Source organism: Wolbachia endosymbiont (group A) of Andrena hattorfiana (assembly GCF_947179565.1).
GTDB lineage: Bacteria > Pseudomonadota > Alphaproteobacteria > Rickettsiales > Anaplasmataceae > Wolbachia.
In genome coordinates this window covers 1-16,628 of sequence record NZ_CAMXBT010000002.1, presented here as the reverse complement: position 1 = coordinate 16,628, position 16,628 = coordinate 1, and the positions used below count along the sequence as shown (strand labels likewise).

Annotated in this window: 9 protein-coding genes and 2 pseudogenes; 7 read left to right on the top strand and 4 right to left on the bottom strand. The window is 34.7% G+C overall.

The genetic code is table 11. The features are described from left to right. The first annotated feature begins 104 nt into the window (after positions 1-104). On the top strand, positions 105-2,000 hold the full coding sequence (locus tag OM966_RS01755; RefSeq protein ID WP_264328580.1) for an ankyrin repeat domain-containing protein: 1,896 nt from the start codon (positions 105-107) through the stop codon (positions 1,998-2,000). A gap of 63 nt (positions 2,001-2,063) precedes the next feature. Beyond that, on the top strand, positions 2,064-7,148 hold the full coding sequence (locus OM966_RS01750) for an ankyrin repeat domain-containing protein (RefSeq protein WP_264328579.1): 5,085 nt from the start codon (positions 2,064-2,066) through the stop codon (positions 7,146-7,148). Between the two features lie 165 nt (positions 7,149-7,313). Here the strand turns inward: OM966_RS01750 and OM966_RS01745 are convergent, their stop codons facing one another. Together OM966_RS01745 and OM966_RS01740 are read right to left on the bottom strand one after the other, a co-directional pair. After that, the gene (locus OM966_RS01745; RefSeq protein ID WP_264328356.1) at positions 7,314-8,261 is read right to left on the bottom strand and encodes an IS110 family transposase; all 948 of its coding nucleotides are present in this window, start codon (positions 8,259-8,261) and stop codon (positions 7,314-7,316) included. Positions 8,262-8,379: 118 nt separating this feature from the next. Beyond that, positions 8,380-8,502: a hypothetical protein gene (locus OM966_RS01740; RefSeq protein ID WP_264328578.1), complete on the bottom strand. Its 123-nt coding sequence runs from the start codon at positions 8,500-8,502 to the stop codon at positions 8,380-8,382. A 92-nt stretch (positions 8,503-8,594) separates the two neighbouring features. Here OM966_RS01740 and OM966_RS01735 point away from each other — a divergent pair. Further along, positions 8,595-8,840: pseudogene (locus tag OM966_RS01735) on the top strand (Rpn family recombination-promoting nuclease/putative transposase); the annotation flags it as partial. Between the two features lie 63 nt (positions 8,841-8,903). On the opposite strand, the gene OM966_RS01730 reads toward OM966_RS01735, so the two are convergent. Both OM966_RS01730 and OM966_RS07485 read right to left on the bottom strand, forming a co-directional pair. Next, on the bottom strand, positions 8,904-10,151 hold the full coding sequence (locus tag OM966_RS01730; RefSeq protein ID WP_253309635.1) for an IscS subfamily cysteine desulfurase: 1,248 nt from the start codon (positions 10,149-10,151) through the stop codon (positions 8,904-8,906). Between the two features lie 249 nt (positions 10,152-10,400). Then, positions 10,401-11,328, bottom strand: a pseudogene (locus tag OM966_RS07485) (IS110 family RNA-guided transposase). A 413-nt stretch (positions 11,329-11,741) separates the two neighbouring features. Between OM966_RS07485 and OM966_RS07240 the strand changes: the two are divergent. The 4 genes from OM966_RS07240 to OM966_RS01710 form a co-directional block, all read left to right on the top strand. Further along, positions 11,742-11,942: a hypothetical protein gene (locus OM966_RS07240; protein ID WP_319604294.1), complete on the top strand. Its 201-nt coding sequence runs from the start codon at positions 11,742-11,744 to the stop codon at positions 11,940-11,942. 86 nt (positions 11,943-12,028) lie between these two features. Then, a complete protein-coding gene (locus OM966_RS01715) occupies positions 12,029-13,186 on the top strand; it encodes a cytoplasmic incompatibility factor CifA (protein ID WP_319604183.1) in 1,158 nt (385 codons plus the stop codon). A gap of 159 nt (positions 13,187-13,345) precedes the next feature. Further along, positions 13,346-13,804, top strand: coding sequence for a hypothetical protein (locus OM966_RS07235; protein ID WP_319604185.1), 459 nt, complete (start codon positions 13,346-13,348; stop codon positions 13,802-13,804). A gap of 48 nt (positions 13,805-13,852) precedes the next feature. Further along, positions 13,853-16,628: cytoplasmic incompatibility factor CifB (locus OM966_RS01710; RefSeq protein WP_319604318.1), on the top strand; the 2,776-nt coding region annotated here is incomplete at its 3' end.

The following is a 16,628-nucleotide window of genomic DNA, read 5'->3' as shown; positions in this document are numbered from 1 at the left end:
CTATAGAAAGGTACATTAATGGAGAACTTGCTCTAGCTGAAAGGAATATTTTAGTAAAGCTTATTCATTCGGAGCCTGAGATCGTAAGAGAAATCAATTATTCAATGGATAGAATTGCAAAAGAGCTTATTGCTAAAGGAGCAGATCCTAATAAACCAACTCTGGGTTCAGTAGGAAATTATGATGAACTATCTCCAGGTGAACCAATTCCAGGTGAAATTCTTCCAGAATATGTAAAAAATTTTAATCCTGACACCCCTTTTACTTTTGCTGTTCTTCACAGAAGAATATCTGTGCTTTTAGACATGATTAATAAAGTGGGTTTAGAGCGATTGAATTTTAGTCGTACAAATACACCATTACACTACATTGCTAAAAGTATAGGTATAGGTGATGAAGGAAAAACAAATGAAGAGATGCGACAAGAACGCGATTTAGCTGAAGTTCTTGCTCGAGCTATGGGTGATATCAGTAAAAAAAATTATCTAGGGAATACTCCGCTGCACGAAGCGGTAATAAATCGTAATAGGTATATAGTTAAGCTTTTCCTTAAAAGGGATTACTTGTTTCCTCAAATGAAAATTTTATCCATACAGAATTTGAAAGGTAGGACTGCTATTCACGAAGCTGCTGCTAGAAATGAACACGAGATTTTAGAGCTTTTAGTCCGTGTTGCTACACAAAAGGATTTAGATATTCGAGATGGAGGTGGAAGAACAGCGATTGAATTCATTGAGGAAGCAGTACAAGGATTAGGGACAAATCTTGAGTATGAAAGAACACTGTCTATTTTAAGACAATCAGCCTATCAAGATTGGAAGACAGGAGAATTAGGTTCAAAATCTAGTTTTCCAATCCCTCCTGATGTGCTTCAAGACTATGGAAATATACATGTACATCTAGATGAAGCAAGAAGATTTTATCAAGAAGGATTGTCCTTGAACGAAGGAGGAAGATATTTGTATGCTATCACATCACTGAAACGTTTTATTTTGCATTATCAAGCAGATAGATTGAACTCACCTGGTGAAAAAGTTGAACTAGGTAATACCTATTGGTCATTAGGCTTAGTATATATGAGATCTTCTAAACTTAAACAAGCAGTACTCAATATAGAGAGAAGTATTGAATGGTATAAATCAGCAGAGAGGTATAATTTTCTAGAGCGTCCTTATCGGCAATTAGCAAGGATATATCTAGATTTAGATGATATTGTGAAGGGCTATATGAATAATCATATACGAACCATAGAGGATAGTAATGCACGTAGTATAAACAAGCTGTGTTCTCATTTGGCGTTAGCTGGAATTTACTCAGTAGTAACAGAACGACAATTAGAATCAAGCCTCGGATTAAATCCAGAACATGTCAAGTGGAAACAATCTTTTCATTATAGTGAGGCATATAAACTTACTCAAGGTGATCTGGATAATAGTGCTCATGTAGTGTTACAACGTGAAATGGGAATAGCTTACAATGAAAATATTGGCACATACAATATTCAGCAATGTGTAGCGGTAGTTGCTCACGATACAAAAACAGAGAAAGTTGTTCTGTCTCATTTTGATAGATATTCAGGACCGCTTAAATTTATTGAGCAAATACTGGAACAATTTCCTTCTCAAAATAAGATAGACATACATGTATATGGAGGAAGAGATCGTGCCACTTTTGATGAAAGTGGAAGATATCTAGTGTCTGATAATAACATTAATCAAGTTTTAAAGCAGATCTATCATTATTCTGCAAGGGTTAATGTTATTTCAATTAACGTAGCTAGATCCTTACCGCCAGGAGTGGTATACGTTGTGAAAGACAGGAAATTAGTGCACGCTACTCCCAATCATCCTGATAAGAGTATTAGTTCAAGAGCTGCGATGATAAATCTGAGTTTATGGCCAAAAAAAACTGGCGAGTATTTATGTCCAATATATAGAAAGGATTTCTCTAAGAGCGAAGAAAAAAGAATAGCATTGTTTAATGATGAGCAGAAGAGATGACTGCAGGAAATCGGAGAACAGCAAAAGCAATGGCTTAATTCAGAAGGGAGTGCACGCAGTCTTATGTGGTCATCCAATCAAATATTACACCCAATAGATGATACACTACAACAAGGTCTATCAAGTATGGAAGTACAACAAGTTGTACTAAATAATATCGATAGAGTAGCTGGGAATCGGAATATTGAACCTATTATTGACCATCAATTAGTCTTAGCGCAGACAAATAGACAGAATCCTGGTGTAGAGGATCTTATCGATTACTATATAAAGGAATTACAACCAAGTGATTTAGATGATATTGAGATTGATGCATCATTATCAGGTGATTTAGATGATATCGAGATGCTAGATTTAGATGGTTGTTTAGGACAAGGTAATAGAAAGAAAAGAAGTACAAAAGGATCATGCACAGACTCACGTAGTGATGAAATGATAATGAAGATCAAGCTCAAAGGATTAGAAAGTAAAATAAATGATGAGGTTCCAAGTAGACATGAAGAAATAGAAAATGTTGCTGCTTACAATGTAAATAAGAGTGATATGTTAAGTAACGCATCGCAGTCTTTAAAACTAAGTAAAATGCTATTGTTGATGAGTCAAAAAAATGAAGTATCTACAGAATTACAAGAAAAAGCATATTACAACGCATTGATTGATATTGGCGCACTCATTCATGATCACAAAGATCATGTCCATGGGGATCATTTAAGCGCATTAGAAAGTAGGGTTCAGGGTAATCAGTTATTTAGTGTAGCGTATGACTTATATTACTTATCGAAAAGCGGAGGTAATGTTGATCAAGATAAATTGTATTCTGACCAAGTAAAGAGTAAAATTAGTTCCTATATGGAAGGCGAAAATAGACTAGATGATATATATAGTGAATTCAATATCATAGACATAAAGGGTTACTTTAGTGATAGTGATGTTAAAGACTTTTATACGGAAGCTGAGGCCTATGATAAAGAAGTAATAACTATACATTCTACTCAGGTATTTGCTGATGGGGTTGAAATATATGTGGAAGTGAAGGATAATAACGGTAATCATCAAAAATTAGTGATAGGTGACATTGCAAGCATACAAAACATAGAAAATTATGTATTAGATAGGGAAATTTCTGAGATCAAACTCAGAATAGATGATGATAAAGAGTATACTACAACACAAGAATTAGAAGAAGGGCACGTTAAACATTATTTGAATATTCCTGGAGGGTATAAAGTAAAGGTTGGTAATATAATTAGCAGCTTTGCTGAAAATATAAAAAAAGCGATTCATAGTAAATTACATAGCCTAGAGTTATCAGCAAGTAAAAAAGATGTTGAAGAGATAAGCAATGCTGAAATCACTGACCAGGATTACAATAATGTTGTAGATGAAGTTAAACAAAGTTTGTTACAAAAAGGGGTAAGAGAAGATACTTTTAACCAATTAAAAAATCATCTTGACAGTCTGGGTAAAAAGGTTTTTGTAGAGTACATTAGCGATGTAGAAAAAAAACTTGAGGGCCATGGAATTGAATTTGATCGCAATAAGTTTGATTCAGCAAAAGTAAAGGGGGCTAAAAGTGGAAAATTTTTCTCCTTCATGGCTATATATGATCTGTTTGACAGTATAAGTGATGTACCAACACTTGGGCGACATGATAATGATGCTCTGAAAAAAATATTTGGTATAAACAGTATACTGGATGCTATAAATGACATAAGAGAAAGCCTTAGTGCTAGCTATATACGTTCTGATGGCAAGGTGATAACAAAGATTTCTCGTGATAGCACAATGGGGAAGGTAATTGGTAAAGTACCAGATCATATACGTAAAACTTTTGTTAAAATTATTAATAATCCTGTAGTTCAAGGCATTACATTTGCAACCATTGCTTATCAATTTGGATATAGCATAAATGAAATAGCAAAAGGTAACCATCACCCATTAAACTATTATTGGACAGCTAGTAGCGGTATAAAGCTAGCAAGCATGAGTATAAAGCCTATAAGTATAGGAGTTAGTTCTGCAATGAAGGGTATAAGTGCTACTACTAAGGTTTTGAGAGGGTTATCTGCTGCAAGCAAAGTTTTAGGCAAGATATCATCAGTTACTATGGTTGCTGATGTATTGATGACAATTGGTGTAGAAATTCATGAAAGAATGGAGTATACCAAGGCAATAACAGAACAAGTACCCTTGCTACCTGGTGATGAGCAGGCAGAAGTATTTTTTGCAAAAGTGATCAAAGATTTTACAGGAAGAAATATAGAAAAAGAATATGAAGATAGCATTATACTAAAAGAGCAGCTTCTATCCATCAAGATCATAGCAAATGACCTACTTAGCAAAAACCAAGATATAGGTGCAGTTGTGCTGCATGTGAATAAAATTGAAATGGAATATGATGAGATAATTAAGTTTACAGGTAATAAGAATGAAGTTAAAGAACTAGCTATTGTAGAACAAGTTTGTGCATTCGAAAAAGTCTATTCTCCTGATTTTAAATTCGATTATGGATTAGAACTTAATTCATCCACATTAAATGTAAGTCAAATTCTTCCTTTAACATCTCACACTTTAGTTTTGAATCGAGATCTGGCACAATTTGGTTGTGACTTTATTAGAATTTTTTCTATTGATCAAGGTAGAAGTTGTGAAGCGTCATTGAATGATAAACGAGCGTACTTCATTGATTTATCAAAAAAACATCTTCCTCACCTCTCTTGGTATGAATACGAAAATGATGGTTTAAGAGTTGTAAGCATACCACAGGATTATAAGGAAAAAACTACTTGTTCTGATATTGTGAATGATAAATATTATAAGACTAGGTATGGATTATTAGGAACCGAATATAAGTGTAATGTTGACAAGGTATACAGAAAATGCACAAAAGTTTTTACTCTTCCAGATCAACCCTTCATTTTTACTAATATAAAAAGAGGTAGTCTTTCTCCAATACTATATCTATCAGGGCCTAATCAGTTAACAGCAGCGGAAAACTATCCAGCGGTGATGCATGTTCCAAAAGGTAGGGTAGATGATAAAGGTTCGAAAAACCATGAAACCATCTTTGTTATTAATCACAGCACGTTTGGCAACCTTACAGGTGGAATAGAGAAAAAAAATACTATAATAATAAATGCAAAACATGGCCGAATCCTTGCGAACCTACATACCGGGATGATAAGCCGGAAAACAAGTGATAGCGGAGACTTAGATATCGTTCTTCATTTAGCAAATGTTTATAACTATATATCTAATTCTCACAACAGTCAAGAGGTTCATACCGATTGTGGTACAAGGTTAATTAATGTGAACAGTACAAAGGGTAATTCAGTAGTTCAAGGCGGTTTACATTGCAAAGATCAAGATTATGAGATTAGGGTAGTAAATCAAAAGGATATACATTATAGGGGTTTGAAACAAACAATATTTGTTGTTAGTAAAGATAGTAATGATACTAAGATAGTCAACAATATATATTTTGGAACTAAAAAAAATTTAGATATAATATTTCTAAAAGATGCTGATATTGCACAATTAAAAATAAATGAGCATCAAGCTGATTACAGCTTAGAGCTTTTAACTGATGATAAACGAAGCACAGTTACAAGCACTAAAATAGATAGTTTTGAAAATTTAGTAATTCAAGTAGAACATTATGGAATAACAAAAACAATTATAGTACAGGATGAATCTCTGCCTGATATAATAGGAGATATGGCATATCAAATGAAGCTAAATCACTCAGGAACCGATATTGATAGGAAAATTTTAGAAAACAGTAAAAAAAGATCAAAAGCAGTGATAACCGCAGATATTACAGGTTCAGGAAATACCACGGTTTACGTATTTGCAAAAAAAATTGCAGAGAGTAGTGGTAACTTAGGTATTATAGTATCTCAAATAGAGTTAATTAAAGGTGATATAACACTGCACTATGCTGTTAATAATATAAATCAAATTAAACTTATTCTTAATAATAGTACTGGTATTAGTGCTGGAGAGCGAGAGAACTATAATAGCCTTTTATTTGAAGCTATAAAGAATGGAAATCTTAATGATGTGAAAGATCTTCTCGACAAGGGTGCTGAAATTGAAGCTGAAAAAAGTGGTTTTACAGCTTTAACCTATTCTCTTTATTGCGAAAAAGATTATATTGTTTACTTTCTTCTTGAGATGGGCGCTGATGTTAATAATAGAGGTAAGAATAATATGTGGCCTTTAGAATTGGCTATTTATATTGGGTACCTAAATTTAGTAAAAGAACTTGTAAGTAAAGGAGTTAATATTTGTCCTGAAAATTATAGATGTGAGAAACTTCCAGAGATAGCAAATAAAGCTGGTAATCCAGAAATAGCGGATTTTTTAAGGGAAAAACAAAACAAGAGGCCTGTACAACGTAAGCGTCGTCATCACCATGGAGATCACCCTCATCATCACTCATTGCGTAAGCTTCTTGCTACAGATTTAAGTAATCAACCTGAGATAGCAGCAAATAGTGCGAATCAGAAATCTTCATGGATAAATGTTTTTGCTAATACTATTGTGGATGCTGTTAAAGGTGTTTCTAAGTTTATCTTTTCTCCTTTCAAGCCAGCTATAGATATGAAGCATTCCCAACCTTCTAAAGCTATTACAGCTCAAGGTATTGATACAAATGGTACACTTCTTTTATTAGATGTATTTATAAGAAAAGTTACAGGCCAAAAGTATATTTCTAACGATATAAGGAGTATTTCTGAACAGGAAGCGCAAATTTATGCATTACCTATTGCAAAAGAATTTGAACAAGCATTAGAGAGTGCTGCTATTGAGTCAGGGATACCAGTTACAAATCTAAAATTTAATCCTGTAGAAGTATTCTTAAAGGTGGCCGGGCAAATAAGAAGTGGTAAATTCTCTGAAATATCAAAAACCTTATACTCATCTGCAAAAGAAGCTTGTCCAGAGTTTGAACAAACTGGTGAGTTTCTAGTTCATGTGAAAAGCCATCTAGAAGAGTTTTTGGCTAAAAAGGAAACTGTATTTCTACAACAAAAGCAGACTGCAGATCAGCCAACATCTAGTGTTTCAAGGAAAGTAGTTGCAATGGAGCCATCTAAAAAGCCTGATATCAACTATGTTTTTTTAAAAATTTTTTATTTGTAATTTTGCAACTTCATATGGGCAATAAAAACCCATTTGTTATAGAAACAGAATTTTGTATCAAACAGCCACCACAGCAATAACTGAAATTGGTTAATGAATATGCGCGTCCACACACATTAAAAGCGCATATTCATTAACCAATTTCAGTTATTGCTATGTAAATTTTTAAATATGCAAATTAACTGCTTCTTTAAGCCTTGCATTAGCAATCACTATTATTTTACGCATTAGAGCTGTTATAGCCACCATCTTCTTCTTACCACTTTCAATAAGCTTAGAATAAAAGGCACTAAGTGCAGATTTGGACCTTGTAGCAGCCATGGCAGCTGTAAAAAGCTTTGAACGAACGTTACTTCTTCCACCTATAATCCTTCGGTAGCCAATAGCTTTACCACTTTCCTTAGGATGAGGCGCAACACCTGCAAGGCTTGCAATTTGCCTTTTATTTAAAGAACCAAGTTCCGGTATGAGACACAATAAACATTGAGAGGTTTTTCTACCTATTCCAGGGACTGTTTCAAGAATTTTTTGGCATCGTTGCAATTCAGGATTTTCATTGACTATTTTTTGTATAGCTTGATCAAGCTTTTCTACCTGGTTGTTGAGGAATTCAATAGCTTGTTGACAACTTTCCTTAATGTAATCATTTCCAGGAGTTTTTAGCCTATTCTTCTCTTGAACAAGCATTTTCGTAATATCGTCACGACGCTGACAAAGTGCAAACAAGGTGGTTTGTTCTTTTGAGATAGGTGTAAATAGCTGCAAATGTCCACAACGCTCAGAACCATATTGGGCAAGCGCTTTTGCATCAAGACTGTCGGTCTTTGCCAAAGTTCCATGAGATAGAATGAAGTTTTTAACTTGACGAGTATTAGCACGATGCACAGCAATGTTTCTATCAATAAGAAAATACAATAAGCCAAGCTCATAACCTCCTGTAGCTTCTAAAATTACCATGGAGTTGGGCAAGATATTTGAAAATTTTTGGTAGAGTTGTTTCCAACCAACACAACTATTGTCAAATTTGATGACACCTTTTTGTTCATTAACTGCAGTAAAAAATTCAAGTTTTCCGATATCAATGCCAATAAAATTTTGATAAGATGTAACCATAAAGAACCTCGAGAGTTTAAGTTAAAATTTAAGATTGTAAACGGGTGCATATATATGTCCCAAACAACTATTCAAACGTCTCGAAGGATAGGCTTGAGTACCTTGATATCTACGTATGTTATAATACTACCGTCTTACGGTTGCTCAAGCCTGGCGATAACCACATTTTTATAGAGTTATCTTTCTTCTTGCTTCTTTTTATATCACATTTCCAACTTACAACCTTCTGGCTAGTCAACAAGAAAATTATAAAAATTGAATCTCAAGCTGTATTGTAAAATCAAAAAATACTTCTAACTGTGTAGCGGTATACAGATTATAGTTAATGTATATGTTGATAAGTTTCGTTGGAACGAAAAAGATTTAGTAGCTTACGAAAAAAGAATAATGGATCTACGCAAAGAAGAAGCCATTCTTGAATACAGACTTGATCTTGCTACTGAAAAAGGTAAAAAAATTGGTAAAGAGGAAGGGAAAATTGAAGTCGCAAAAGCAATGCTGGCTAATAATGTTGATATCAACACTATTGTTAAGTTTACTGGCCTCTCCATGAATGAGATCAAAGAATTGCAGAATTAAGTGTGAATGACTACAGAGTAATTTCAAAGTGCATTTGCAGTTGGACTGGCTGAATGGATATATTTAATGAAAGTCCCATTTCACGGTGTTCAAATCTACTCCTTCTTGTACCATCTCCCAAAGTGGGCTCATTTCTCTCAGTCGGCCAATATTTTTAGCAACAAGATCTGCTGCGTACAAAACTTCTTCTTTAGTTGTAAATCGGCCTAGGCCAAATCTAATTGATGAATGCTCAAGGTCGTGGCCATTATTTAGCGACCGTATGACATAGGAAGGCTCAAGAGACGCAGACGTGCACGCAGAACCAGAACTTACTGCTAAATCCTTGATTGCCATGATGAGAGACTCACCCTCAACATAGGGAAAGCTCAAGTTTAGGTTGCCAGGAATTCTATTTTCATAATCACCATTTAAAACGATATCAGGAAATGCTTCTTTTATCTTATTGTACAAAATATCTCTCAGTCCTTCCAATTTGCTTGCTTCTGTTTCCATTTCTTCTTTAGCAATACGTGCCGCTTCACCAAAACCAACTGCAAGAGGTGTTGGAACTGTTCCAGAACGCATACCTCTTTCTTGTCCACCACCACTAATCAATGGTATCAGCCTAACACGAGGATTCTTTCTACGGACATATAATGCGCCTATTCCCATAGGTCCATAAATTTTGTGGCTAGAGAGACTCATAAGATCAATGCACATCTCATTAACATCAATTGGAACTTTCCCAAAGCTTTGAGCTGCATCTGTATGGAAAAATATATTATGCTTTCTGCATATTTTACCAATCTCCTTTACAGGCTGAATTACCCCGATTTCATTATTTACCATCATCACTGAAACCAGGATTGTTTTATCAGTAATTGCTTCCTCAAGCTTTGATAAATCTATAATTCCGTTTTGCTTAACAGGCAAATATGTAACTTTAAAGCCTTCATTTTCCAGATGCCGACAAGAATCCAGAACACACTTATGCTCCGTGCAGACAGTTATTATATGATTTCCTTTATTTTTGTAAAAGTGAGCAATGCCCTTGATTGCTGTATTATTTGACTCAGTTGCACCTGAGGTAAAGATAATTTCTTTGCTATCTGCGTTCACCAGATCAGCGATGTGTTTCCTTGCTTTTTCCACTGCTTCTTCAGCAGTCCAACCAAATGAATGGCTGCGAGAGTGTGCATTACTGAACTCACCAAAATAAGGTATCATTACCTCCAAAACACGGGGATCCACTTTAGTAGTAGATTGATAATCAAGAAATATTGGTAATTTTATTTTAGTATCATGTATTTTCTTACTTTCAACATTCATAAAGCTACCACAGAGACAAAATTTACAACGATTTAATAGCATTAAAACTTAATTGTTTCAAGGTATAATCTTGCATCAACAAACATTGTCACCAAAGGGATGTGTGTATGACGCTGGTTCACTCTGTGATGGTGTCATTCCAGCGCCCCTATGATGTCATCCCAGTGCTCCTTTTTTTGTCATCCCAGTGCCCAGACACTGGTTCACTCTATAATGGCAGTGCCTCTATGATGTAAGGAATCTACCGTCTTAAACATCAAGATAAAAATTATTGTTTTTTATCATAGCATTTAAACAAATGATGATTTTTCTCATTACAGCAACTAAAGCGACTTTGCCAGAGTCAACTAAACGCTGGTAAAATACTTTCATTTTTTTATTATGACGCATTGCAACCACAGCAGACATGTATAATGCTTTTCGAGCATAAAATCTGCCACCTATGACTTGGGCCTTGCTCACTTTCCTTCCGCTTTCACTAGTTTTTGGTGCAACTCCAACTAGACAAGCTATTTCCTTATTATCTAACCTACCAAGTTCAGGTACCTCTATGAGTAGGATACTTGCGGTTTTCCGTCCAACACCTTTATAGCTAGTTAGCAGTTTGCTTTTTTCCTTCAAATCAGGATCAGAGTTTATTATATCTTCTATGTCTTGCCTAATTTGCTCTAATTGTTTTTTTGCAAATTCTATCTGTTTTTCTATATATTCCCTGGCTTTTCCTGTAACCTTATGCAAACGACACTTATTTGCATGAACTTCATCGTTTAGATTGCGCTCAACTGCTCTTAGCTCTTTTAGTTCTTCTTGCTTTTGTGAAACTATGTATTCTATTACTTCGTCATTTTTTGTGATAAATTCAGCATATTTTTCTAGTAATTTTGCATCTAATTTATCTGTTTTTGCAAAGTGGTTGCAGGCTTTTGCAAATGCATACCCGATTTGGGTGAGCTCTGTGAACAGCTATGTTATGTTCTTGTAACAATTTTATTACAAGTTTCTCATAACCTCCTGTGGATTCTACTACACATAACTTAACAAATACGTTAGCCATTTTCGACTTTATAAACTCAGATATAGCTCTCTCTGCATTTTCTATACGCTGATGTTTATTGTTGATTGAGATATCAAGTGTTTCTTTTGAAACATCAATACCCACAAAAACTGTTCTAGCCATTTTTGTACCTATAAATATAATCAAATAATAATGTAAATGCTGTACAGGATTGTGATTCGATCTTTTAGATCCTCCTACCGTTCGTACTCCATTTTTTAAAGCTAGGAGTGTACTGAGATGCCTACGATTTCTATCAATCAATCCAATTGACAGTATCACTCCTTGCTCATTATAGTCTTGCGACTTTGATTTAATATACAATCCTAATCGGCGAAAAAAAGGTGAACAGATGTTATCGCTGAAGATACTGGCCTCTCTGTTGATTATATTGAGAAAATTCAAGAAAAGAAGTTTTAGCCATAACGTTTTTTTATTAAACCCTCTATTCTAGTAATTTTAATATTGCAATCCATTCTAATGTCTGTATAATGCCCCTTTTACATAATACTATTAATATTTAATGGGAGGGTAAAATGCCAAGGAAGACAGATCGTCATGCTGCAGTACTTAAAAAGCTACAAGATGTTATAAAACATACAGATTCTGAAATTGCTTCTGGAAGGAAGTTAGCTATTAAAAGGTGGGCGGAAACCTATATAGAGAATATTAAATTTTTTAAGGATGATAAGCTGCAGTTTTTGCACAATGTATTCCAAGATGAAGGTTGTTGGTGAGGTACAAGGTTAAATAATGATGTTTTAGGTACAAGATTGACTGAAGAGAAAATAGGAGAAATCGATAATCCACTTCGCAGAATGAGATGGCTTCTAGTTACTGTGTGGTAGAAAAAATTCTTCCGTTCTTTCAAAAAAGATTCGAATTTCTCAAGAGCAAATTTCCTCCTGGTAAATTTGATGGCAAAACTGAAACTGAAATTGACAAATACGTACGAAACTCCCTGCTAGATACGATAAAGAGGAATGGTCGTATTTTTGATTTCTGGATCAATAGAGAGTCTGGGGAATTAAAGGAGTATGATGCAGTAGAAGGTTTTGACAGTGCTGTAAAACTTAAATGGAGTGAAGGAGTAGAGTATTTTTATAATCATCTAAAAGAAGAAGATAAAGAAAAGAAGCTTACAGAAGCTGTTATTGCTCTTTCTCGTCCTCAATCTGTTGAGAAAGACGCTCCTATTTTAGATTTTTGTGTAAGGAATATAGCTGACAAAGATACTCTTTTACAGAAATTATTGCAGAAAGATAAGGGAGTATATTCCCTTCTTGCTGAATTAATAGAGTCATGTTTTTTTGATACGGTTCATGATTTGGTACAGTGCTGGTGTTATAAAGGCGTTCCAGCAGGAGGAGACTGTTCGGACAAAATATTCTCACAGCGAGACTATGAGCTTCTTCTTTCCTCACTTTCAGATGTGATGTTGAAAAATCCTGAGTCAAGTGCTCAAGCTAGGTCTGTTATTATGAAAATTTGGGAGTGTGACAGCTTGGATGAATACAAAAAGACTGCTATTATTGATACTTCGAATGGTAGAATTCCTATAAAGGGTGTACTTGCAGAATTGATAGTTAACTGGAAACGAGAAGACATTTATAAGTCTGATGAGGAAAAAGAAATAGAGAAAAAAGAAATACTAGATATGATGTTATTTGCTAAAAATAGCTTTCCTGAGAGATTTGAGTTCTTTAAGGAAAAGATAATAAAAAACCTTAGATTGTGTGGTAGAGAAGGTAAAAGAGTAAATGTAGATTACGGTCTGTTTGCAGAAGAATTATTCTCTGAGTTAGAGAAAACAATTTTACCACCTGGTCCTGTAGGTGATGGCCCTAGGTATGATTTACGGACGCAATCTCAAGCTCATGGTAGTAAGAAAACATCTTTGCCACTTGATGGTTCTGGTGATGGTCCGCAGTCCAAGTTTGAAGCTCCTAGTATGAGTGGTGTCTCTAGCCGTAGAAAATAGAAGGGTATCTTATATGAATAATGGTGATGGACTTATTAGGAGTTTAGTGGATGGAGATCTTGAAGGCTTCAGACAAAGGTTTGAATCTTTTTTAGATCAATGTCCATCTTTCTTGTATCATGTAAGTGCAGGTTGTTTCCTTCCTGTATTCTTTTTAGTATGTTTGCTACTGCGCATGATGAAGGTATTTTAGATCCAAGTGAAAAAGTCTATTTTCGTTTTGATAACCATGGTGTTAATCCACGTAATGGTGAAAATCGAGATACGGGAAACCTAAAAGTTGCTGTTTATCGTGACGGACAGCAAGTTGTCAGATGCTACAGTATTTCTGATCGTCCTAATAGTGATGGGTTAAGGTTCAGTACAAGGGAAAGAAATGCTCTAGTGCGAGAGATTAGAGGGCAAAATCCAAATTTAAGGGAAGAAGACCTAAATTTTGAGCAATACAAAGTATGCATGCATGGAAAGGGCAAGAGTCAGGGAGAAGCAATTGCAACAGTATTCGAGGTGATTCGTGAAAAAGATCTTAGAGGTAGAGATAAATTTGGCAAATATTCAGCATCTGAAATTAATCTTATTAGACAGCTCTTAGAAGATCACAGATTAACAATTAAGTAAATAGAAAGGAGACAACTCAATCGAAATCAGTGTGAACAGCTTGATAGGTTGATCAATTTTGCACGAGTCGAACCTAGTCAACAAAGAATTGGCGATTTTATAGAAATGCTAGCAAGCAACCAAAGACAAGATGTAAGAGATTCTCTCCGAGAAGATATTTTAGAATATATAACTGATACCTATAATAATTATAGAGCGCAGATAGAAAATAATATTGAAAATCGCAGTCAAAAGTTTGAGAGTCACGGGTTTTTATTAGGTTTCTTAGCAAATTTTAGTCATCACTACGCAATAGGCATTGACCTTGACTTATCTCCTAGAAACTCACATGTTGCATTTCTTGTACGTCATCAAGCAGAAAGAGAAAATATTCCTATTGTTATTAATCTTGCTATATTTGATACACCGTCAGATGTTGCATTAAACTGTGCCATAGGCTACGCTGGAAGGTTACACACTTCTTCATTTATACCTATTCATACTGAATCAAGAAATACTGTCTGTGTTGGATTAAATTTTAATTTAAATCTAGATCCCTTTAGTGTTGATATAGTAGAACTTCAACAGGATAGATTTCCTTTAGTACAAAGATTATTTGAGTGTTTGGAGAATGAAGGAATTAGAGAAAATATTAGAGATTTCTTGCTTCAACACCTTCCTAATGAAATACCAAGGAATGCAGAGAATTATAACAGAATATTTGATTGTATAACTGGTTTTGCTTTTGGGAGTAGTGCTTTTGATATACATCATTTACAACTAGAAGGTGAAGAAGAAGTAGAGGTACCTATAGCAAAGTATATACTTAGATATGATGATGGGGATCATGCTTTAACCATGGTCTTTCATGCTCAAGGTTCTGATATAGTTATATTTAATATCAGAATTAATGATGATGTACAACAAGAAGCTATCAATTTACAAACTCTCAATATTGATGGGAATGATGTTCATGTATGGAAAGTTTCATTCACACTTAATGACCAATTTGAGCTAGATATTGATCAACCAAATGACCTTGGTTTGTATCACGATTACCAAAATAATAATGCAAATAATTTTCTTGCTGGTGATCTTGTACAAGTGCCTAATGCTGAAAATGTACATAACACTTTGAATCAAGTTATGAATGATGGCTGGCAAAATGTAGGTCAGCATAGAGAACTATTTCAAGAGATCTCTGGAGCATTGATGCCACTTATGGATGCAATAAATGTTAATAGTGAGGATAAATTTCGTTCTATACTACATGGTACATTTTATGCTAGTGATAATCCTTATAAAGTGATTACTATGTATAAAATTGGTCAAACATATAGTTTGAAAAGGGGTCAGGAAGAAGAAGGAGAAAGGGTAATACTCACAAGAATTACAGAACAGAGATTAGACCTTTTATTATTAAGACAACCTACAGAGAATGATCTAGATACTCATCCAATTGGATATATATTAAGATTTGCTGGTAATGCAGAAGAAGTAGCACAAAAGGAGAATAACGCAAAAGATCGAATAAAAGAACTTATGAACAAGCAAAGAGGATATTTGCTTATTACTTCTGGAAATGAGGTGGTTTTGTCTTATGCTCTATTTAATAGAGATGCACGAAGAGAGGAAGAACTTATAACTATTCCACAAGAACTGTATGTACATATAATTGATCGTCATAGTCGTGTTTTAGGGGCAGAACAGACTGGAAGACCTGAAATAGTGGAGGGAATAGGGAATCTAGATGAAAGATTTAGAAATTTTCAGGAAAATGTTAATGAAGGTGAAAGACAGCCATCAACTTTCTTATATAGTCGAGGTAATGATGAATGGGTTGAGGTACATGTTATACGTCACTTCAAGGGTACAAGAGAAGAGGTTTTAAGGAGAATAGGGTCAGGTACAGATAATATTGCACATAATGGATCACAAGGAACTACAACTACTCATTTATCACAAGAACAAATATTACGACAAATAAACAATCTTCTTGGAGATGGTAATCAAATACAAAATGTCAACGATCTGCTTACACTAGAATTTGCGACGAGAAATGGACATTATGATTACTGGCTTCAACAAATTGATATAGCTCACGCTGGAAGATTGCGATATCAGCTTCGTACTGAAGGTAATCACACTTTTGAAGTAGCTAATTTGGCAAGGAATGACGGTAACGAGCACATTGTTAGAGTATTAAATCAATTTAGGGAAAATGAAGAACAACAGCGTTTAACTTTAATAATTACTTTAAATAATACTCATTGGGTTACACTAGTGATTGAACGTCAAAATGGGAACTATGTTGGGTACTATGCTGATTCAACTGCTACTGCTGTTCCAGGTGGTATTACCGATATCATTCAAAATAACTTAGGAAATAATATCAGGATTAATAATGTTTCTGTTCGTCAGCAAACAGATGGTTGGAATTGTGGTTTATGGACATTAGAAAATGCTAGTGATATTAATCGAGTTCTAAACGAAAATCATATTGGGCAAGTGCAGAATATCATAAATATAATACGCGATTTTCTTGGAAGAGGCCTCCCAAACAGAGATAGAAATTACTTTCAGAACATAAGAGTGGGCATTTCACAATTATTCAGGAATGATCCGGGATTTCAAGATGTGCAATTGCAAGCATACATTCAAAATAGAGAACAAATTGATCCATTACTGCGTACTTATCTAGAATTAGGATATCACAGAGTAGGAGGAGGGTATGGATTAGTAGAAGCACCTATATCGCTTGGTGTTAGTGATTCCAGTAATTTTGGTGACCTGCCACAGTCGAGCTTAGAAAGTCCTGAAGCTAGTCGTGTTTCTGACCTTAGCA